The following is a 20,526-nucleotide window of genomic DNA, read 5'->3' on the forward strand; positions in this document are numbered from 1 at the left end:
GATATTTCGCTGCTGCAATCAGAAGCAGTTCAATTCCCGCGGATTTGTCCGTATGGCAATATTATTTCGCTGAAATACTTTGCTCGTAGTGGATCAGCCGGATTCTCAGGCTACCGAAAGCACGATCTCTTCGGCGGTCGCATGGATCGATATCGTCATGCCGGCCTCGCGGGCCAGAAGCAGTGTGTAGTAGGGCTGTACCGAATGCGCGTCGATCGGTTCTTCCGGCTTGTGTCCGGAATGCAGTTCGAGGAATTTTGGCGGCACGCGCAGCATCGGCCCGCTTGCCGAAAGCGAAAAGCGTGGCTCGGTCTCGAGATTTTCCAATGTGACGACCAGCTTGCCGCCGCGTGGAATGGCGGCGTTGGCGACCAGGATCAGGTTCAGCAGCAGCTTGACCTTGTTCTTCGGCAGCAGCGCGCGCGTCCCTTTCCAGACGAGTTCCGGCTTTTCGTTCTTGAGGAAAGCGATGGCGACCGCCTCGGCGTCTCCGGTGTCGATCAGCATGCCCGCCGAGCCGGCTGCACCGAAGGCGATCCGGGCGAATTGCAGCCGGGCCGAGGCATTCTTGGCACTCTGGCGGATGAGCCGCATGGCGTCTTCGTCGGCGCCGCCCTCGTCGAGGAGTTCAAGCCCGTTGTTGATCGCGCCGACCGGGGAAATAATGTCGTGGCAGACGCGGCTGCACAAAAGCGCTGCCAGATCGGGTGCGGAAATGGTGAACAGATCGGCCATTGGCGAAAAATCCCTGCAAAATTTCACAACTCACGGCCGAGCGATCAATCGTCGCCTGCCCGCACGAATCACGCTTTCTCCCCAGGTCCTCTGAATACACAGCGCCTGTGCGTGCGGCAACAAATCCAAAATTATGGTCATGGCAAATGCGCGTTCACGCAGGCTGCCGCCCCACGTGTGCGACCCTAAAACAGCCTTCGAACCGCCATCTTCATGTGGAAGCTTAATGGTTGAAAAAGAATTACGGCATAGTTTGCCCGTAACAGTTACCCTTAACGGCCGGATAAGAGAGCCGTACGGGTGTGGGGCGTCGGCGAAAGTGCTCCCTGACGGAGATTGGAAGCATGTTTTCCCGATTCTACGACCGGAGCTTTTTCCGTGTCATCCCAGACCGGATTTCTATCCGTGTCCCAGACCGGAGCTTTTTCCGTGTCGTCTCAATGGCGGTCGCGCTCATGAGCGTTCTCGTCTTTTCGACCTCAGCCTTGCGGGCCCAGGAATACACCGCTCAGGAGATCGTGGATTCCGGCCACAAGTTCTTCGGAGCGACATCGGGAGGGCTCGCCACCGTCGTCGAGAAGGTCTTCGCCTCCTACGGCTTGCCGAACGGCTATCTGCTTGGCGAAGAGGGCTCGGGCGCGCTGATCGGCGGCCTGACCTATGGCGAAGGCACACTCTACACCAAGAATGCCGGCGACCACAAAGTGTTCTGGCAAGGCCCGTCGCTGGGTTGGGATTTCGGCGGCGAAGGGTCGCGGGTGATGATGCTGGTCTACAATCTCGACGATGTCGGCAACCTCTACAACCGCTATGGCGGCGTCGCCGGTTCAGCCTATGTGGTGGCTGGCGTCGGCTTCAATGTGCTGAAGAACAACAATGTGCTTTTGGTGCCGATCCGCACCGGTGTCGGCGCTCGGCTCGGCGTCAATCTCGGTTACCTCAAACTTACCGAGCGGGCGACCTGGAATCCCTTCTGAGCCCCAGTCGGCGTGATCGAAACGCGGACATGTCCGCGAGTCTTCACAAGCCGATGACCGAAGCGCGCTGTGGCAAGCCCCTTGCCGCAGCGCCGGATTTCCGCCATGCCAATGTGCCACGGTCAAAGCGCGAGAGGCGCTTTTGGTCTTCGTCTGATTGTATGTCGTCGTCCCAAAACCGGCTCCAACATTGGACGACATGCATTAGTTTCGCGGTTGCCTTCGATAACGGGTAGTCCCTTGGTTCAGTCGGTCCTGTTCTTTGCACTCGGCTTTCTCTGTGCCGGCTTTCTGGCGCTGATATTGGCTCCGGCGATCTGGCGGCGCGCCGTCGCCCTGACCCGCAAACGGATCGAGGCCTCGATCCCGTTGACGCAGGCCGAAATTCAGGCCGACAAGGACCGGATCCGCGCCGAATTCGCCATGTCCACGCGCCGCCTCGAAATGAACGTCAAGGCGCTGCGCGAGAAGGCGGCCGAACAGCTGGTCGAGATCAATCGCGGCCGCGAGGCTTTGAAGGGGCTGGCGGTCGAGCGCGCGGACAAGAACCTTGCCCTTGCCGAACTCGGCGCCAAGAGCGAGGCGTTACGGCAGCGCGAGGAAGAACAGCATCTGTTGTCGGCACGGCTCAAGGAGATCGAACGCAAACTGGAAAAACGCGCGCTCGAGCTTGAAAAGCTGGAGCATATGTATGATGACGCCAGCTTCTCTTCCAGCAGCCGCCAGATTGAATTGGTGGCGCGCGAATCCGAATTGCAGAAGCTTGCCAACGACATTGCGCTGCTGCGCGGCCAGCGCAAGGAAGCGGACCGGCGCGGCCAGGAAATCGCAGCCGAGAACAGGGCCGCGCGCGAAGCCCTGAAGGCCGAGAAGAAGAGAACGGCCGAACTCGACAAGAAGGTCGAGCGGCTCCTCGCTACGCTCGCCGATCGCGAAGACAAGCTCGAGCGTCGCGAAAAGGAGCTGGCGCGGTCGCGCGAAAAGGTGAAAGCCGAGGAGGGCGGGCCGGCGCTGCGGCTGGTCGGCAACCAGAATGGAGCCGACAGGCATGGGGAAGCTGAAAGGCGGGACGACTTGGACAAGGCGATTGCCAAGCTCGACAGCGATCGCGAGCGGTTGGAAGCCAGGCTCACGGCGCTTGCGAGCGAGAACAAGCGTTTGAAGGCGGCCATGACGGCATCAGGCCCCGCGAACGGCAGTGCCGCGCTGCGCGAGCAGATGAACGAACTGGCGGCGGAGGTCGTCCATCTGACGGCCAAGCTCGAAGGGCCAGACTCGCCAATCGCCAAGGCGCTGGCCGAGCCACAGGACAGCCGTTCCGGAAATGGCGACCGTAGCCTCGCCGACCGCGTGCGGGCATTGCAGAAGGCGGCGAACGGAAATCAGGTCCTGCCTGCGCAGAAATGATGCAGGGCGATGGCTGACGCGGCCGCGACGTTCAGGCTGTCGAAGTCTTGCGCCATGCCGATGCGCACCGTCTGCAAACGGGCAAGCAGGCTTTCGGGCAGGCCTTCGCCCTCGGTGCCGAGATAGAGCGCCAGGCGCTCGCTGCGCTGCGCGTCGCGTATGTCGGTGTGCCCACGCGGCGATAACGCAAACTGGCCATAGAAGCGCCGGTCGAGTTCTGCTGTGAACCCGGCGGCATCGGTGAAGGAGGCGAAGGGGATCTTGAGCGCGGCGCCGACCGAAACGCGGATCGCCTTGCGGTAGAGCGGATCGCAACAGGTCGCATCCATGAAGACCGCGTCGGCGCCGAAGGCGGCGGCGTTGCGGAAAATGGATCCCATATTGTCATGGTTGGCGATGCCGACAAGCACCAGGACCAATGCTTGGGCAGGCAAGGCATCGAGCAGCGCCTCGGCCTGTTGCTGCGTGCCCTTGCGGCCAATGGCCAGGATGCCGCGATGCATGTGAAAGCCGGCGATGGCATCCATCACAGCGCCGGTGGCGACATAGACCGGCAGGTCGCCCGGGGCCTTGCGCAAGATGTCTTCAAGGCCTGCCAAACGATTTTCCAGGACCAGCACCGATTCGGCACTGAACCGTCCGGCCGATAACAGCAGGTCGAGCACCACCTTGCCTTCGGCGACGAAACGGCCCTGCCGGCCGGCAAGATCACGTTCGCGGATATCGAGATAGGCTGCGACACGCGGGTCTCGCGGGTCGTCGATCCGAATGGGTTCCATGCCGCTCCTCGGCGCTCATACGTCGACGAGGTAAGCGGCAGCAGGGCTTGCCGGTCAAGTTCCCGCGCGGCGCAACCTGTGTGCCATCTGGGACAAATCATCCTTGCCACTGCCAAAAATGCCATCCAGCACGCCGAGCAGTTCGCGCACAGCGTCGGATTTGCAGGAATAGTAGATCATCTGGCGGTCGCGACGGGTTTCGACGAGGTCGAGTCCCCGCAACTTGGCCAGATGTTGTGACAGGGCGGACTGGCTGAGCATCACCTTTTCGGCGATGGCACCAACCGACATTTCACCGTCGATCAGATAGCTCATGATCAACAGCCGTTTTTCGTTGCCCATCAGCATCAGAAATTCAGCTGCCGATTCGGCGTTGGCGATTAGCTTTGTCGAGACCATCGATCCCCCATGCTGTTTGCTCATCAAGGCGCCATGGGGGCAATGGCACCTGAATCCATCAACTCGCTTGTGAATGGCGCTGACGAGTCAGCGTCACAGATAAAGCCTAGAACATTTCATTTAAATCTCAAGCATTGCTTTTGATCAAATGCTAATCACTCTGTCGTGCCCTGCGCCGCCCGGCCGCTCCTGGCCATGTCGACCAGAACCGGGCGCAACTCACGTGCCGTCGATAGGGGTTGCGGAAAGAAAACCCGACAAACATTGTCGCCCGAGAGCAGATCCATGCCATCGGCGTCAATTCCGCTGATGACCCAGCTATTGTCGCCGGACGACTTCCCGAAATGCAGTGCATAAACGGCGATCGCGTCGAGATGGTCGGAGTTCATATGATCAATAGCCGATTGTTCGCTCGCCGCCAGCTCTTCGACGACCGGTCCGCTGGTTATGAGATCGGACCGGCCGAGCTGATAGGCCTTGCCGAAACCGCCATTCAGACTGGCGCGTTGCGGATCGAGGCGAAAGATCGAAAAGTCGCCGAGCCCGGCATAGAGGCTGGCCTTGGGATTGCGGTTGAGATAGCGGCGCTCGGCGCGAGCGTAAGCATCCGAGCCACGCTCGAGCCGCGACGCCAGGCAGACCAGGCTCAGGCGCGGATGGGCGAGCGGGTCGCCCTTTCCGGGCTCGCCGAGCAGCAGAGAACAGCGGGGATCCGCAAGCAGGGCAGGCGTGTGCGCCGAAAGCTGCGACACCAAGATCAGGGGCGCGCCATCGATATCGGTGGCGACGCCGACCCGGCTCGCCAGGGGCGACCCGGTTTGCGGTTCCAGCACCGCCAGGGCACCGAAGCGGGCACTCCGCAGCAACGTGTTCGCCAGCCGGATCGCGTCGGCGTCGGTCTCGCGGATCACGTCCTTCCTTTGTTCGTCCAAGGTTCTCGTTCCGCTAAGTTGATGTCGCTATTCCACTTATCGAACGATGGTGCCACGCTTGGCAAGGACTACTTCGGCGCCATGCGGATGGCGCCGTCGAGGCGAATGGTCTCGCCGTTCAGCATCTGGTTCTCGACGATGTGGAGCGCCAGGGCGGCATATTCGGAAGGCTCACCGAGACGGGACGGGAAAGGTACTGCGGCACCCAGCGAATCCTGCACTTCCTGTGGCATGCCCGCCATCATCGGCGTCCTGAAGATACCGGGTGCGATGGTGCAGACGCGGATGCCGGAGCGGGCGAGATCGCGCGCCACCGGCAGCGTCATGCCGACGACGCCACCCTTGGAGGCCGAATAAGCAGCCTGTCCGATCTGACCGTCATAGGCAGCGACCGATGCGGTGTTGACGATGACGCCGCGTTCGCCGCCTTCCAGCGGCTCGAGCTTCGCGGTACGGTCTGCGACAAGGCGGATCATGTTGAATGTTCCGATCAGATTGACCTCGATTACCTTGCGGTACTGATCGAGGGGATGAGGGCCGTCCTTGCCGATCGTCTTCACGCCAATGGCGATGCCGGCGCAGTTGACCAGGATACGCGGCTCGCCGAACTTGGCCGCGACCTCGGCGAGGGCAGCCGTGCCACTGTCGCCGCTGCTGACGTCACATTGGACGGCAATGCCGCCGATTTCGGCTGCGACCTTGGACGCACGGTCGACGACGACATCGAAGATGGCGACGCGGGTCCCCTTGGCGGCAAGCGCGCGCGCCGTCGCCTCGCCAAGGCCGGAGCCGCCGCCGGTGACGATCGCGATCTGGCCGTTCGGATTCATGGCGTCGTCCTTTTGATCTTGGGGACAGGGGATGGATCAGGCGCCAGATCGGCCCGCAACGTCAAGCCATCGCGGAAATGTGCTCGGCAACCCTGGCCTGGTCGGCGTGGCCGACCTCGCCCGAGAGCCGGGCGACCGCGCCCGGCGTGATCTCGTGCGACAGCAACCGGTCGAGGTCGACGGGGCGCGGCATCGAAATCTGGCCGCGCGGGATCCTCTTGAAGCCGAGCGGGCCATAATAAGGCTCGTCACCGACCAGCATGACGGCAGGCGCGCCGGCCTTGGCGGCCGCCTCCAGCGCGATCGCCACCAGCCGGCGACCGATGCCGAGATTCTTGAAGGCCGGCCGCACCGCAAGCGGCCCAAGCATCAGCGCACGGCCGGCGCCGGCGGCAACGCGTGTCATGCGTACCGAAGCAACGACGATACCAGCATCGACGGCGACAAAGGACAGCGCGCGCTCATGGCCCCCGGCCTCGCGGATCTTGTAGGCGGCCAGCACGAACCGGCCGGGCCCGAAGGCCTCGTCATTGATGGCTTCGATCTCAGGATCATGCGCCGGAGTTTCCGGCAGGTATTTCACGTCGGCAAGGCTCATGGTTTTGCGTTCCGGTAGAGGAGGAAAGGTTTGCTGCAAACGGCAGCATTCGCCAGTCAGCGCTTCATCAAGCGCGGGCGCCCTTTCGTCGTCGGTCGAACCGGATCAAAGCAAAGTCGAACATGCGGATTGTCCGCTAGCATCAATTTTAGGCCGCCGCAATCGACCCGGTCGCCGGCACTGCCGATTGACGATCTGTTCAGCCTGAGATGATTTCCGCCTTGCCCCCTCGCGTTCTACATGAAGGCAAACGCGAAAGGGTATTCTATGGGATTGCTGGTCGAGGGCAAATGGCAGGACCGCTGGTCCGACACCAAGGATAGCGGTGGCAAGTTCGTGCGGGACCAGTCGCAATGGCGCGACTGGGTCACCCCCGACGGCTCGCCCGCCGAAGGCCGCAGCCGCGGCTTCAAGGCGGAGCCCGGCCGCTATCACCTCTATGTGTCGCTCGCCTGTCCGTGGGCGCACCGGACGCTGATCTTTCGCGCGCTGAAAAGACTGGACCGCATCATCTCGGTTTCGGTGGTACATCATTTCATGGGCGCTAATGGCTGGACGTTCCTGGCCGAGGACAGCGCCACCGGCGACACGCTTTACGGCCTCGACTTCCTGCATCAGATCTACACCAGGGCGGATCCCACCTATTCCGGCCGGGTGACCGTGCCGGTGCTTTGGGACAAGAAGGAGCAGACCATCGTCTCCAATGAATCCTCCGAGATCATCCGGATGCTCAATTCAGCCTTCGATGAGTGGGGTGACGCCAGCCTCGATTTCTATCCGCATGCACTGCGCGGCGAGATCGATGCGATCAATGCGCTGGTCTATCCCGCCGTCAACAACGGCGTCTACCGCGCCGGTCTCGCCACCACGCAAGCCGCCTATGAGGAGGCGTTCGGCGACCTGTTCTCGGCGCTCGATGCGCTGGAGGGTCGGCTGTCGCGCCAGCGCTATCTTATTGGCGGCCGCATTACCGAGGCCGACTGGCGGCTGTTCACCACTCTGGTGCGCTTCGACCCGGTCTATGTCGGCCATTTCAAGTGCAATCTGCGCCGCATCGCCGATTATCCGAACCTGTCGAACTATCTGCGCGACCTCTACCAGTTGCCTGGCGTCGCCGCGACAGTGAACCTCCATCACATCAAGGCGCATTATTACGGCAGCCACGAGACGATCAATCCGACGCGGATCGTCCCGGTCGGCCCGGAACTGGATTATGGCGCGCCGCACGACCGGGCACGGTTCGGTGAGGCGGCGGTATGATCTACCAATAGGGCGATGCCGGTTCGCCATGAAAGACCTCCGCGATCCGGCGCAGCGTCGCCGGTGTCGTGCCTTCCGGCAGGCGGTCGATCGGGAAGAAGCCGGCCTCGGCGATCTCGCGGTCGGGCAGCTTCGGCGCGGTCTGGCTGAACTGCTCGATCAGGTAGAAGCCGACGTGGTCGCGCCGGCTGGAGCGGCGGTTGAAATGTGTTGATTTCAGCATCGGCGGGTCAGTCAGCGCGATGTTACCTTCCTCGGCCAGTTCGCGCGCCAGCGCCTCAACCATGGTCTCGCCAACCTCGAGCCCACCACCGGGAAGCTGCCAGCCCGGGACATAGGTGTGGCGGATGAGGAAGACGGAATTGGACGCGGTATCGTGGACGAGGCCGCGCACGCCGAGCGTCATCGGCCGCCGCAGCACGAAATAGAGATGGAACAGCCTGGCCCTGAGGCCAGGCCAGCCGGTTTGGCGGAAAGCGTCTTGCGGACCTGTCGTCATCGGTAGCGAAACCTTGGGTGGAAAGCGGGGCCCCTGTCGCCTATGAAGGATGCATGTTCAGGCTCGCGCATATTTCCGATGTCCATCTGGGGCCGCTCCCCGATGTATCCTATCGCGATCTCGCCTCCAAGCGCGTGCTCGGCTACGTCAACTGGCAGCGCAACCGCCGCCGCTACATGCATGACGCGGTCATCGACACCATCGTCGGAGACATCAAGGCGCAAGGCCCCGATCACCTTGCCGTTACCGGCGATCTCGTCAACCTGGCGCTCGACGGCGAGATCGAGATGGCCAGGCACTGGCTCGAGACGCTGGGGTCGCCGCACGACGTGTCGGTCGTTCCAGGAAATCACGATGCCTATGTGCCGGGCGCTTTCGACAAGGTCTGCCGGTCCTGGGCGGCCTGGATGAGCGGCGACGGCATCAACACGCCGGTCGACCGCAATGCATTCCCCTATCTGCGCGTGCGCGGCAATGTCGCGCTGATCGGCGTCTCGACGGCGCGTGCCACGGCACCCTTCATGGCCAATGGCTTCTTCATGGAAGGCCAGGCCGAGCGGCTCCGCAAAATGCTCGATGCGACGGCGAAGCAAGGTCTGTTCCGTGCGATCATGATCCATCATCCGCCGGTGCGGGGCGCCGTCCCGCAGCACAAGCGGCTGTTCGGTATCGCCCGCTTCCACAAAATCATTCGCCGGCATGGCGCGGAGCTCGTCCTGCATGGCCATTCACATCTGCCGTCGCTGTTCCAGATCGGCCCGCGAGGCGCCAAGGTTCCGGTGGTCGGCGTCGCCGCCGCCGGCCAGGCGCCGGGCGGCAAAAATCCGCCGGCGCAATACAATCTCTTCGAGATCGACGGCGAAAAGGGAGACTGGCGCATCCGCCTGACGCGGCGCGGGCTCACCGGCCCTTCGATACCGCCTTCGGACCTGCAGACACTGGAACTCGGCGTGGAAGCCAGCGCCGCTATGGCCGCAGGCTGAGCCCCATCGCCACGATGCGATCCCAGAAGAGCGCGATCGACACCGCCAGGCCGACAAGGGCGCCGGCGGCGACGAGGCCGAGGCCGGACAGGAAGGCCGACCAGCCGTTGCGGCGGGCCGTCGAGCGCAGCGGCGGCTCGGCTTCCGCCACCTCGGCGCGTTTCATGCCGGCCACCGCGAGTTCGACCCCGCCTTCCATCATCCTCTGACGCTCGATGATACGCTCGGCGACATAGCGCGTCACGGAATCGGCGACCAGCTTCATCTCCGTCGATTCGGCAAGCACAACGCGGCCGATGCGGGTGTCCTTGAGGAAACGATAGGTGCGGCGGTCGCGTCCCATGGCGACATGGCTGACGGCATCGATCCACAGGCGCGGTTGTAGCCCCGTGGAGACGACGAAATCGAAATTGTCCATGTCGGCCGGAACATCGGCGAAGATGGGCTCGAGTTCGGCCGCCAAAAGATCGAGGCGCATGCGATGCGCCTCGCGCATATCGACGACGACATCGTCGCGGTCGGCGAAGGCATTCTTCACATCACGGATAGCGTCGGACAGCTTGTTCGACTGGTCGACCTGCTCGCCTGTGTCCTTCATCGGCGTTGCCTCGCGGTTTGGTTAACATGGAGTTAACACAGCCGCCGGCAAAATGCACTGGCGAGATCGAGCGGTCGAGGCGTTCGGAAGAGATTGGACGCGAAAAGTCAGCTGGCGGCCGCCGCGAATTTCAGGCGCCGCCGCCTGGCGCGGCGGCTCATATTGCGTTGAATGATCCTGGCGACCAGATCGGGGGCTTCCTCGATCAGCATATGACCGGCACCGAGCACGTGATGGACATGGAAATGCGCCGGCAGATGATCGGCCTGGGCAAAGGGCAGCACCGTGTCTTCACTTCCCCACGCCACCATCACCGGCATCTCCAGCCTGTCGAGCTGTTCGCGTGGAATGACGCCTTGCTGATCGTTGCTCGTGATGGCCTCGGCGATCTCGACGAGTTTCTCCAACTGGCCGGGTCGGCCGCGCATTTCCCATAGCGCGTCCACGGTGGGATCGAAGGGCCGTGCCCCTGGGCCCGACATGGCGGCGAGGCACGCCCGGATCTCTGATGGATCCTGGGCGTTGGCATAGCGACGTAACAGTGGGCCGTTGATTTCCGGACCGAAGCCGCCGGGCGCCAGAAGCGTCAGCGATGCCACTTTTTCGGGTTCGGCCAGCGCCATCAGCACCGCGACCGCCCCGCCCATGGAGTGGCCCACGAGATGAAAGCGCTTCAGCCCGCGCGTGGAGAGATCGGCGAGAACGGCCCTTGCCGCGAGTTTGGCCGGGCCGGCATTTGGGAAGCCGAGCGACAGGCCATGCCCCGGCAAATCATAGGCAAGCGTGTGCACAGGCGGCAGCGACGAGATCACCTCGCGCCAAACATCGTGAGAGCCGCCCAAACCATGCAGCAGGATTGTGGCCTTCGAACCAACACCTTGTTCGGCGGCATGAAGCGATGGGGTCATGAAAACTGAAGGCTTTAACTGAAATGGCAGGACGGCACGTTGCAAATGTGGCTGAAATGCTCCTTGTCCAGAGCGATGGCCAGTAAAATCTTCGCGATTGGCTTCGGCTCGTGCCGCTAACTCGCGTTGCCGAGGCCGGCGGCGCGCAAGGCGCCGACCAGCCGCTCCGTCAGATCGGCGGGATATTTTCTGTCGATGAAGGTCGTGCGCGGATCCGCGGCGAATTTCGGAAATTCGGTTGTCAGTTCATCGATCAACCGGCGCACCTGATGGTCCTGGCCGGCGATCCTGGCGCCGATCAGCCGGGCAGCGAGATAGTGCGATTTCGTTGCGGTCGTCCTCAGAGCGGAGCTGGCTATCGCAGCCTTGTTCATGTCGCCCAGCATGAATTCGCCGGCGAAAAGTCCGAAATCCCACCATGTCGGATGACCGCTGGACGCATCTACCGCATGGGCCAGGAGGGGTGTCCCCTCCGCGTACCGGCCAGCGAAGATCAACCCATAGCCATAGGCGGCGGCCATGGCGAGATCGTAGGGATTGAGTTCATAGGCCTTGCGCATCCAGCGCAGCGCCTCTCCGGCATTGCCAAGACGCGAATTGATGTAACCATAGGAGCGATGCGCATAAGGGCTGGTCGGTCCCATCTGAACGGCCCGGTGGGCGAACGTTATCGCCTTCTCGATCGTGGCATCCGGTGGATAGGCGTAGTGGTCGTTCACAGCCTCAAGGTGCAACGAGGCGAGTTCGGAATAGACCAGCGATGACTTGGCGCCTTCATTGGCAAGGGCTTCGAGACAGCGATAGGCGGCCTCATGCGTCTTGGCATTCTGGTCGAGATAATATTTGTCGTTGAGCAGCAGACACTGCGTCAGGGCGGTCTGAGTGCCGCTCTGTTCGATGTAGCTGTAGATCGTGCCGGAGGCGGGCATGGCCGAACTCAGGACGCCGGCGATACGGTCCTCTATGGCGGTCGGCGCGCTGTCGTCAGCGGTCAGATTGCGCGATAAAAGCACCCGTCCGGTGGCCACGCTCTGCAACTCGATCGTGATATCGCCGGCGTCCGGTCCGGGCAGGATATCGAAGATGAAGCTCGTGGCGTCGGTGACCGGATCGACCTTGTTGACGGTATCGCGGCCGATGAAGTCGATGGTATCGAAGCCGCTCAGGCCGGCGCGCAGCGATGTGGCGACGCGGTTGGCTTCCGGTCCACCGGCCTTGACGGCGATGTAGACGAGCGGCAAGGCCTCGCTCGTCGGCGGCGGTGCGACGGTGTTCGTCAGGCCGGCAGTCTCGATCGTTGCCGACATGTCGCCCCCCGCCAGCAGGGCATGGCTGCCCTGACGCAGGATCAGAACGCCGAGCATGGCGATGACGACGGCGATCGCCATCCAGAAGAACCGGAGATGGCGCGCCACCGAGGGCATCGGCACGGCGGGCGGTGCCACGAAAGCGGCAGCCGGAACGGCGTTGTCGGCAGCCTCGGATCGTTCGGATGGAGCCGCTGCCGTATTCTCGATAGCTTTCGCAGGTTGAGGCAAGCGGATTGCATTGAGCTCATAGGCCGGCACGTAGCCACCGCGCGGGATGGCGATGCGAACGGGCTCGGCGATGCCTTCATTGGCGAAATACTGCTGCAGCAGATCGCGCAGCCTGCCCGCCTGCACGCGCACCACGGCATCCGTCGACGGGTCAAAATCGCCGTCCTTGCCGAAGACATCCATGGCAATGGAAAAACCCTTGAGCATGTTGGCTTCGCCAGCCTGCTCGCGCTCAACCAGATAGCGAAGCAATTTACGCGCCCGCTCGGATCTCCCGAACGTTTCGCTGGCAAGCAGTCGCTCCAGTGTCTCGCGCACTGCGGGGGCGGCAGGCGTGGCATGCTGCAAGTGTCGATCCTCTCGAAGTCGGCACAGGTTAAGGTACGGATAATATAACGCTCGCACCGCCATACAAGTATACACGCATTATGCGATCGCGTACCCCACCGGATATTTTTGCGGTGGTTAATGGCGCGGGGACGCACGCCACGCGATGGACGTGCTGCAGGAAGGCCTCGCCACTGTCATCTATCGTACAAGAGTCAAAGCCTTGATCGGGCTCGAAGATTCGGCGCGAGAGCAGTCTCGTCTCTCGCGCCTGGAATGGCGGATTACCGCGTCTTGCGACCAATGATGCGGTTGGCGGCCGACGTCACCGCTTCCAACGAAGCGGCGACGATGTTGGTGTTGATGCCGGCGCCGAACAGCTTGCCACCGGGATATTCCATCTCGACATAGGAAATGGCGGACGCATTCGAGCCGCGCTGCATCGAATGTTCGGAGTAGTCGAGCACCGACATCGCTACGCCGACATGACGCGACAGCGCATCGACGAAGCCGTCAATCGGACCGGTGCCGGTACCTGATATCGTCGTCTCCTTGCCATTGTCGAGGATGACCGCCTCGACCACGCGCCGGCCCTTGACCTCGGTGTCTGGATAAGTGTGGTGGTCGAGGAATTTCAGGCGCGCGCCCGGCTGATCGACATAGGTATCGAGGAAGCGCTCATAGATGCGCCTGACCGGCACTTCCTTGCCTTCGGCATCGGTGATCGCCTGGATCGCCTGACTGAACTCGATCTGCAAATTGCGCGGCAGGTTGAGGCCGTAATCGGCCTGCAGCACATAGGCGATGCCGCCCTTGCCCGACTGCGAGTTGATGCGGATGATCGCTTCGTAGCTGCGTCCGACATCGGCCGGATCGATTGGCAGGTAGGGCACTTCCCACAGGCTTGTGTTGGCCTTCTTCAGCGCCTTCATGCCCTTGTTGATGGCATCCTGGTGGGAACCGGAAAAAGCGGTGTAGACGAGCTCGCCGACATAGGGGTGGCGCTCGGGGATCTTCAACTGGTTCGAATATTCGTAGACGTCCTTCATCCGGTTGATGTCGGAGCAGTCAATCCCGGGATCGACGCCTTGCGTGTACATGTTGAGCGCCAGCGTGACGATGTCGACATTGCCGGTGCGTTCGCCATTGCCGAACAGCGTGCCTTCGACCCGGTCTGCGCCGGCCATCAAGCCCAACTCGGTGGTGGCGACGCCGGTGCCGCGGTCATTGTGCGGATGCAAGGAGACAATCAGGTTTTCACGGTTGTCGAGATTGCGGCACATCCATTCGATGCGGTCGGCATAGATGTTGGGCGTCGACATCTCGACCGTCGACGGCAGGTTGACGATCAGCTTGTTGTCGGCCGTCGGCCTGACGATCTCGGTGACGGCGTTGCAGATCTCCAGCGCCACTTCGAGTTCGGTGCCGGTAAAGCTTTCCGGCGAATATTCGAAACGATAGCCGCCGCCGGCCTTGGCGGCCATGTCGGTGATCATCTTGGCCGCGTCGGTGGCGATGCGCTTGATGCCGCCGACATCCTTCTCGAAGACGACGCGGCGCTGCAATTCGCTGGTCGAGTTGTAGAAATGCACGATCGGGTTGGTGGCGCCCTTCAGCGCCTCGAAGGTGCGGGCGATCAGTTCGGGCCGGCACTGGACCAGCACCTGCAGCGAGACGTCGCTCGGCACGCCGCCTTCCTCGATGCACCAGCGGGCGAAGTCGAAATCCGTCTGCGAGGCCGAGGGGAAACCGATCTCGATCTCCTTGAAACCCATGTCGAGCAGCAAGGCGAACATGCGCGCCTTGCGCTCATGGCCCATCGGATCGATCAGCGCCTGGTTGCCGTCGCGCAGGTCGACCGAACACCAGATCGGCGCCTTGTCGATGACCTTCGAGGGCCAGGTGCGGTCAGTGAGGCCGACGGTCGGGTAGGGCTGGTACTTGCGGGCTGCGTCCGGCATGCCCCGGCTTGCCATCTCAGGAACGGCCTTTGCCGCGTCCTTGCCGGCTACCGCGGCATGGGAACGGATTTCTTCTCGTGCGTTCATCGTCGTTTCTCCCGGCGGCCGTCGGATCCGTCCCGGACGGATTGATGGCGAGCGGCGCCTTTACCAGATTTTCGTTCGCTTGATGAGACTTGCCAATTTTGAGACTGGCCAAGGAGCGTGCGCTTGCGCGGCGGTTCGACCGCCGGGCGCTCCTTCAGCGAACCCGGCGATCGCCGATAAGGCCGAGAAGAAGGAGCGTCGAGGCCAGCGCGCGCACGGTCTCGCCAGCAAAGCCGGCCTGACGGGAAATGGTGGTGGCGCGCGTATTCATGGCTGTTCTCATACAGGAGCGCCCCAGGAGAGGCAAGCGGCCCGGCATATGTCGAATATTATCCCTAATGCGGGTGCTCTTCCCGACGCGGCGCAAATGCGCCAGACTTGGCAGCCGACGAGATGCCGCCGGGAGGGGATCGTCCATGAATTTCGTGTTCTTCTCGCCGCACTTCCCCGCCAACGGCGCCGATTTCTGCGACCGGCTCAAGAAGGCCGGGGCTACCGTGCTCGGCATCGGCGATGCGCCCCATAATACGCTGGATCCCAAGCTGAAGGCGGCTCTTTCGGAATATTACCGAGTCGCCGACATGGAAGACTACGATCCGGTGTTCAGGGCGATCGGCCATTTCATCCATAAATGGGGCCGCATCGACCGTTTCGAATCGCTCAATGAGCACTGGCTGGAGCTGGAAGCCAATATCCGCACCGACTTCAACATCTATGGCACCAAGCTCGATTTCGTGAAAAACCTGAAGCGCAAGAGCCGCATGCGCGCGTTCTTCCGTAAGAGCGGCGTCGAGACCATCGCGCAGCGCAAATGCTCCGACCGAGCCGGCGCCATGACCTTTATCCGCCGCGTCGGCTATCCCGTCGTGGTCAAGCCCGACAGCGGCTCAGGCGCCTCGAACACCTTCAAGATCTCCAACGCCAAGGAACTCGATCAGTTCTTCCGGGACAAACCCGACGACGTTACCTTCGTGATGGAGCAGTTCATCGAAGGGTTGGTGGTGACGTTCGACGGGCTGGTCAACCGCGATGGCGAGGTGGTGCTGGCGGCCAGCCACCGCTACGACCAGAGCGTGATGGACGTGGTCAACAAGGACCGCCACATGAGCTACACCTGCTTTCCCAGGATCAGCCCGGCGGTCGAGGAAGCCGGCCGCAAGATCCTGAAGGCGTTCGACGTGCGTGAGCGCTTCTTCCACATCGAGCTGTTCGAGACGAAAGACGACCGCGTCATTGCGCTGGAAGTCAACATGCGGCCGCCCGGCGCCTGGATGACCGATGCCATCAACTATACTTTCGACATCGACGTCTACGCGGCATGGGCCGAGATGGTGGTGAAAGATGCCGCCGGCGGTCCTTATGAGGGCAAGTATTTCACCGCTTATGCCAGCCGCAAGCGGCGCCTCCATTATTTGCACAGCCATGAGGACGTGCTGGCCGCGCATGGCGACAAGATCGTCCACCATCAGGCAATCGAAGAGGTTTTCAGCCGCGCCATGGGAAATTACGCATACCAGATGCGCTCGAAGGATGCGGCGGCGTTGCGCGAGGCGGTCGCCTACATCCACGCGGAAAGGGCGTGAGGCTATGAACATCTCCTATCACAAGAACTTCGCCCGCAATCTCGGCCGCGACATGGAATACAAGCGCTACGGCCATGCCGGCCGGCCGGTGGTGGTGTTCCCGACCTCGCAAGGGCGGTTCTACCAGTTCGAGGATTCAGGCGGGGTGGGCGCGCTGGCAGAGTTCATCGACACCGGCCGTATCCAGCTGTTCACGGTCGACGGCATCGATTCGGAATCCTTCTTCGACAAGTATGCCGATGCTGCGCATCGCATCGGCCGCCACGAGGCCTACTTCCGCTATGTGCGCGAGGAGGCGCTGCCGGAGTTCCTGTCCACTGCGGCAGCCTCCAATGGGCAACGCAAGCTGAAGCCGTTGTTCTCGGGCTGCTCGATGGGCGCCTATCATTCCTCGAACTTCGTTTTCCGCTTCCCCGAACTCGCCAGCGGCGTCATCGCTCTGTCAGGCGTCTATTCGGCCCGCGACTTCTTCGGCAGGGCGCTTGAAGGCGATATCTTCTACAATTCGCCGCTCGACTACCTGCCCGGCATCGTCGACCCCAAACTGCTTGCCCGGCTGAAGACACTCAGGCTGATCTTCTGCTGCGGGCAGGGCGCCTGGGAAGAGCGGATGCTGGTCGAGACGCGCCAGCTGGAACAAATCCTGCGTGACAGGTCCATTCCAGCCTGGGTCGATTATTGGGGTGGCGATGTCAGCCATGACTGGCCGTGGTGGCACAAGCAGCTGGTCTATTTCTTCGGCCGCTGGCTGGATGACGACCTGATGCACAGGCTGGACTGAGGCAGTCGGTATTCCGCCGGCCTGACCTGGATCTCAACAGATTCGGGTACAATAATTATGATTTATATACTCAAGTTTCGGTGGAAACACCGAAGCGGCTGTGGCATTCCGCTGACGGCAAGGACAGGGCGCCTTGCCGGGAACAGCTACGAAGGACTTGAGCGATGGACCAATTGAACGCGCAAACCCGGATCCGCGACGGGGCGATCAAGGCGGCGATGGACCGGCTGCGTGCCGAGCACGGGGAATTCGAGATCGAGACCGGCTTCGCCGACCGATGGGAGCTTCGCCTGCATTACGGCTCGTTGAGCGCCACGCTGGAGGGAGACGGCATGCTGATCCGCGTCGCAGCCGCGGACGAAACCTGCCTTTCCTACATGAAGATGACGGTTGCCGGCCATGTTGCCGAGCATCTCGGCACGGCAAGCGGACTGCGTTGGCAAGGCGACGGCAGCGATGCCGGAGCGCCAGTCTTCTTCCGAGAGATCACGGTGGTGTCGTCGACACGGATTTCTCCGCACATGCAGCGCCTACGCTTTGCCGGCAAGAATCTCGACCGGTTTAGCCATGGCGGACTCCATATGCGGCTGCTGTTGCCGCCGCGTGGCCGGCGGCCGGTCTGGCCCTCTATCGGCGCCGACGGCATGCTTGTGTGGCCTTCCGGTGAGGATGCGCTTACCGTGCGGGTCTACACGATCCGCGCGGTGCATGCCGCAAGCGGCTGGCTCGACGTCGATTTCGTCCTGCATCCCGGCCAGGATACGCCTGCCGCCACGTTCGCGCAGAACGCACGGATGGGAGACATTATCGGCATGATCGGACCGGGCGGCGGGGACGCTCCGGACGCACGCACCCTGCTTCTGCTCGGCGACGACACCGCGCTGCCGGCCATTGGCAGGATTCTCGACCATCTTGCGCCATCAACCCGCGCCGAGGCACTTATCGAGGTCGATGGTCCCGATGACCGGATCGCGTTGCCGCAACGGGACAACATCGACGTCACCTGGCTTTACCGGCTACGCCGCGAGGCCGGCACGGCTGGCCTGCTATCGGCCGCCCTGCGCGAGCGCAGCCACATGGCGCTTGCCGAAGGGCTCTATGTCTGGGCCGGATGCGAGTTCGCCGACTTCCGCGACATCCGCAAGATCGTGCGCAAGGAGTGGGGCCTGGCGCGCGACAGGCATCTGGTCACGGCCTATTGGCGCCGGGGCGCACAAGGCGAGAACGGGGGCGGCGAGGATGCCTAGCCGATCTCCTCCTGTCGATGTTGCGCTGCCGCGCGTATGGGCAGTCAGTCATGCCGCGCCAGAAACGCCTCGGTGACGGCCATGCAGTCCTGCCTTTCCTCGACATGCGGCATGTGGCTCGATAGCGGGAAAACATGGCCTTCGACGATAGGGATACGATCCAGGAAGGGCTGGACGCAGGCTGAAGTGGCTTCATCGAAGAGGCCGCGAAAAACCAGCGTCGGCGCTTCGATCAGCGGCAACCGGTCGATGATGGTCCAATCTCGCATGGTGCCGACGACGTGGAATTCATTGGGCCCGTTCATCGTGTGATAGACGGTGGGATCGGCGTCGATGGCGGCGAAGGTGCGCGCCACTTCCGCCGGCCAGGGCACGACGCGGCAGACGTGACGGTCGTAGAACGCGCGGGTCGCAGCGAGATAGTCGGGATGATCCGTCGTTCCGGCGGCTTCGTGGCTGTCGAGCGCTTGCCGCACCTCGGCCGGCAGTTGTGCGCGCAACTGCCCCGCGCCTTCGACCCACAGCTTCATCGAGGCGAGCGAATTGGCGAGCACCAGCGCCTTAAGACCCGGCGGCCGGAGCACCGCGTGTTCGGCGGCGAGCATGCCGCCCCAGGATTGCCCGAGCAGGGCGTAGCGCTGCTGGACGCCGAGATGGGCGAGCAGTGCATCGAGTTCACCAAGGAAGAATTCGACTGTCCAGAAGTCGCCGCCCTTGTCCGGCAAGTGGGTGGATCGGCCATTGCCGATCTGGTCGTAGTGGATCACCGCGCGGCCGTAGCCGGCAAGGTCCTTGAAGCTGTCGACATAGTCATGGGTGCAGCCGGGACCGCCATGGGCAACGACCAGCGGCAGCCGGCCAGAACCCAGATCTCCCGTCATGCGGTACCAGGTCCTGTATGGTCCGTAGGCGCTAAAGCCTTCCGAAACCGAAAGATCGTCCATCCGTGTTCCTCCGCCTGGCAGGGACCGCTGACCAGCGGCCCGCGACATTGTTCGCGGCAGAAGGTATAGAGGCGGACCGGCAGGCGACCAGCTAGCAATAACGTTAGTTTTGACTGATCCGGCGGGGCGGGTTCTGGCCCTGGCTGATCGGCCCGAGCAAGCGGTAGTGGGCCGCCAAAGCGATCGCATGGAAACGGTTGCGGGCGCCAAGCTTGCGGCTTGCGGCATTGAGATGCAGCGTCGCTGTCGGCACGCTGCGGCAGATTTCATGAGCGATCTGCTTGGCCGTCAGCCCGCAGGCCGCCAGGCTCAGGCACTGGCGTTCCCGCGGTGTCAGATGGAAATACTGGCTTGTCCTGGTGCGCTGGTCGAAACCGGCATAGACGCAGTCATGGAAGAGATGGCCGAGGTCACCGATGCCCGGCAACATACTCTGCGCCTCGGCTTCAAAGCCCGGCTCCGGATCGAGGCGGATGGCGGTGAAGGTGGCGAGATCGCCGTCGTGGAAGCGGATGGGCACCGTCACGCCGCATGTCATCTTGGTGTCTAGGAGATAGCCCACCACGGGATCATGCTTGCGCTGCAGGACGCGCCGCATGACCGCGCCCTGGCTGCCCTTGTGCGACCAAAGAAACGGCCGCGACACCGCGAGGGCCGCCTCCTGCACCGGATCCAGTTGATAGTAGCCGCCCTTGCACCATAGGTCCTGCATGCCGGACGGGACATTGTCGAGCGCCATCAGCGAAGGCGTGATCAGTTCGCCGTCATGGCTGACCGGGACCGGCGTATAATCGTAGATCAGCGAGGTGAAACCGGCGGGCGCAAGCACGCGCATCGCTGCCGCCATCGCGGCGTCAACAGCCATCCCCGTGTGGAATTCACTTTCGCAATCGCCGGACAAACCTTGCATGAGCAAAAGCTTACTCGCCGGCCAATGTTTGTCAAACGGGCATATCGGCAAAATGCCCAACAAATAAGCAATTTGCGATCACGCTTGTTATCCGCGAAGCGCCTGGAGAGCCAAAACTATCTTAATTCACAGCTATCCCGGTGGGTTTCGTGCGCCATAGGCTATGTGCGATGGATAACGGCCCGGCATATGCCACCTGGCGTGCGTCGCGGTTGCTATCACCCACTTCCCCCAAGGAGCAAG

20 protein-coding genes are annotated in these 20,526 nt (G+C 62.5%); 7 read left to right on the plus strand and 13 right to left on the minus strand.

What is annotated here, in order from left to right:
- Positions 1-105: 105 nt before the first annotated feature.
- Entirely contained in the window at positions 106-735 is a 630-nt protein-coding gene (gene chpT / locus NKI49_RS05775) for a histidine phosphotransferase ChpT (protein WP_027024381.1), read from the minus strand.
- 440 nt (positions 736-1,175) lie between these two features.
- Between chpT and NKI49_RS05780 the strand changes: the two genes are divergently transcribed.
- On the plus strand, positions 1,176-1,712 hold the full coding sequence (locus NKI49_RS05780) for a DUF1134 domain-containing protein (protein ID WP_352600993.1): 537 nt from the start codon (positions 1,176-1,178) through the stop codon (positions 1,710-1,712).
- Positions 1,713-1,952: 240 nt separating this feature from the next.
- Positions 1,953-3,119, plus strand: a complete 1,167-nt coding sequence (locus tag NKI49_RS05785; RefSeq protein ID WP_352600991.1) for a coiled-coil domain-containing protein — start codon at positions 1,953-1,955, stop codon at positions 3,117-3,119.
- Here NKI49_RS05785 and NKI49_RS05790 read toward each other — a convergent pair.
- The 5 genes from NKI49_RS05790 to NKI49_RS05810 form a co-directional block, all read right to left on the minus strand.
- The gene (locus NKI49_RS05790; RefSeq protein ID WP_352600989.1) at positions 3,095-3,898 is read right to left on the minus strand and encodes a TrmH family RNA methyltransferase; all 804 of its coding nucleotides are present in this window, start codon (positions 3,896-3,898) and stop codon (positions 3,095-3,097) included. The two genes, NKI49_RS05785 and NKI49_RS05790, sit on opposite strands and share 25 nt — an antisense overlap.
- Positions 3,899-3,952: 54 nt before the next feature.
- Positions 3,953-4,297: an ArsR/SmtB family transcription factor gene (locus NKI49_RS05795; RefSeq protein ID WP_352600987.1), complete on the minus strand. Its 345-nt coding sequence runs from the start codon at positions 4,295-4,297 to the stop codon at positions 3,953-3,955.
- A 155-nt stretch (positions 4,298-4,452) separates the two neighbouring features.
- Positions 4,453-5,229 (minus strand): HugZ family pyridoxamine 5'-phosphate oxidase, encoded by a 777-nt coding sequence (locus NKI49_RS05800; protein WP_352600985.1) that lies wholly within the window; start codon positions 5,227-5,229, stop codon positions 4,453-4,455.
- Between the two features lie 68 nt (positions 5,230-5,297).
- On the minus strand, positions 5,298-6,059 hold the full coding sequence (locus NKI49_RS05805) for a 3-hydroxyacyl-CoA dehydrogenase (protein ID WP_352600983.1): 762 nt from the start codon (positions 6,057-6,059) through the stop codon (positions 5,298-5,300).
- Positions 6,060-6,120: 61 nt separating this feature from the next.
- A complete protein-coding gene (locus tag NKI49_RS05810) occupies positions 6,121-6,657 on the minus strand; it encodes a GNAT family N-acetyltransferase (RefSeq protein ID WP_352600981.1) in 537 nt (178 codons plus the stop codon).
- 267 nt (positions 6,658-6,924) lie between these two features.
- On the opposite strand from NKI49_RS05810, the gene NKI49_RS05815 reads away from it, so the two are divergent.
- On the plus strand, positions 6,925-7,917 hold the full coding sequence (locus NKI49_RS05815; protein ID WP_352600979.1) for a glutathione S-transferase family protein: 993 nt from the start codon (positions 6,925-6,927) through the stop codon (positions 7,915-7,917).
- Position 7,918: 1 nt separating this feature from the next.
- Here NKI49_RS05815 and NKI49_RS05820 read toward each other — a convergent pair whose 3' ends face one another.
- Positions 7,919-8,416, minus strand: coding sequence for an NUDIX domain-containing protein (locus NKI49_RS05820; protein ID WP_352600977.1), 498 nt, complete (start codon positions 8,414-8,416; stop codon positions 7,919-7,921).
- Between the two features lie 53 nt (positions 8,417-8,469).
- Between NKI49_RS05820 and NKI49_RS05825 the strand changes: the two genes are divergently transcribed.
- Complete coding sequence (locus NKI49_RS05825) at positions 8,470-9,399, plus strand: metallophosphoesterase family protein (protein ID WP_352600975.1); 930 nt, start codon at positions 8,470-8,472, stop codon at positions 9,397-9,399.
- Here NKI49_RS05825 and NKI49_RS05830 read toward each other — a convergent pair.
- The 4 genes from NKI49_RS05830 to leuA form a co-directional block, all read right to left on the minus strand.
- Complete coding sequence (locus tag NKI49_RS05830) at positions 9,383-9,997, minus strand: hypothetical protein (protein ID WP_352600973.1); 615 nt, start codon at positions 9,995-9,997, stop codon at positions 9,383-9,385. The two genes, NKI49_RS05825 and NKI49_RS05830, sit on opposite strands and share 17 nt — an antisense overlap.
- Before the next feature lie 107 nt (positions 9,998-10,104).
- Positions 10,105-10,905, minus strand: coding sequence for an alpha/beta fold hydrolase (locus tag NKI49_RS05835; protein WP_352600971.1), 801 nt, complete (start codon positions 10,903-10,905; stop codon positions 10,105-10,107).
- Positions 10,906-11,021: 116 nt separating this feature from the next.
- Complete coding sequence (locus tag NKI49_RS05840) at positions 11,022-12,791, minus strand: tetratricopeptide repeat protein (protein ID WP_352600969.1); 1,770 nt, start codon at positions 12,789-12,791, stop codon at positions 11,022-11,024.
- Positions 12,792-13,054: 263 nt separating this feature from the next.
- Positions 13,055-14,731 carry a 2-isopropylmalate synthase gene (gene leuA / locus NKI49_RS05845; protein ID WP_352601178.1) on the minus strand — a complete coding sequence of 559 codons (1,677 nt, stop codon included), beginning with the start codon at positions 14,729-14,731 and terminating at the stop codon, positions 13,055-13,057.
- A gap of 503 nt (positions 14,732-15,234) precedes the next feature.
- Here leuA and NKI49_RS05850 point away from each other — a divergent pair.
- From NKI49_RS05850 to NKI49_RS05860, 3 genes are all read left to right on the plus strand, one after another.
- Positions 15,235-16,401 (plus strand): ATP-grasp domain-containing protein, encoded by a 1,167-nt coding sequence (locus NKI49_RS05850; protein WP_352600967.1) that lies wholly within the window; start codon positions 15,235-15,237, stop codon positions 16,399-16,401.
- Positions 16,402-16,405: 4 nt separating this feature from the next.
- On the plus strand, positions 16,406-17,182 hold the full coding sequence (locus NKI49_RS05855; RefSeq protein WP_352600965.1) for an esterase family protein: 777 nt from the start codon (positions 16,406-16,408) through the stop codon (positions 17,180-17,182).
- 164 nt (positions 17,183-17,346) lie between these two features.
- Entirely contained in the window at positions 17,347-18,429 is a 1,083-nt protein-coding gene (locus NKI49_RS05860; RefSeq protein ID WP_352600963.1) for an SIP domain-containing protein, read from the plus strand.
- Between the two features lie 44 nt (positions 18,430-18,473).
- Here the strand turns inward: NKI49_RS05860 and NKI49_RS05865 are convergent, their stop codons facing one another.
- Both NKI49_RS05865 and NKI49_RS05870 read right to left on the minus strand, forming a co-directional pair.
- On the minus strand, positions 18,474-19,373 hold the full coding sequence (locus tag NKI49_RS05865) for a proline iminopeptidase-family hydrolase (RefSeq protein ID WP_352600961.1): 900 nt from the start codon (positions 19,371-19,373) through the stop codon (positions 18,474-18,476).
- Between the two features lie 103 nt (positions 19,374-19,476).
- Positions 19,477-20,238 (minus strand): helix-turn-helix transcriptional regulator, encoded by a 762-nt coding sequence (locus NKI49_RS05870; protein ID WP_352600959.1) that lies wholly within the window; start codon positions 20,236-20,238, stop codon positions 19,477-19,479.
- Positions 20,239-20,526: the final 288 nt, after the last annotated feature.

It is taken from the genome of Mesorhizobium sp. M0587 (assembly GCF_040320945.1).
Taxonomy (GTDB): Bacteria; Pseudomonadota; Alphaproteobacteria; order Rhizobiales; family Rhizobiaceae; genus Mesorhizobium.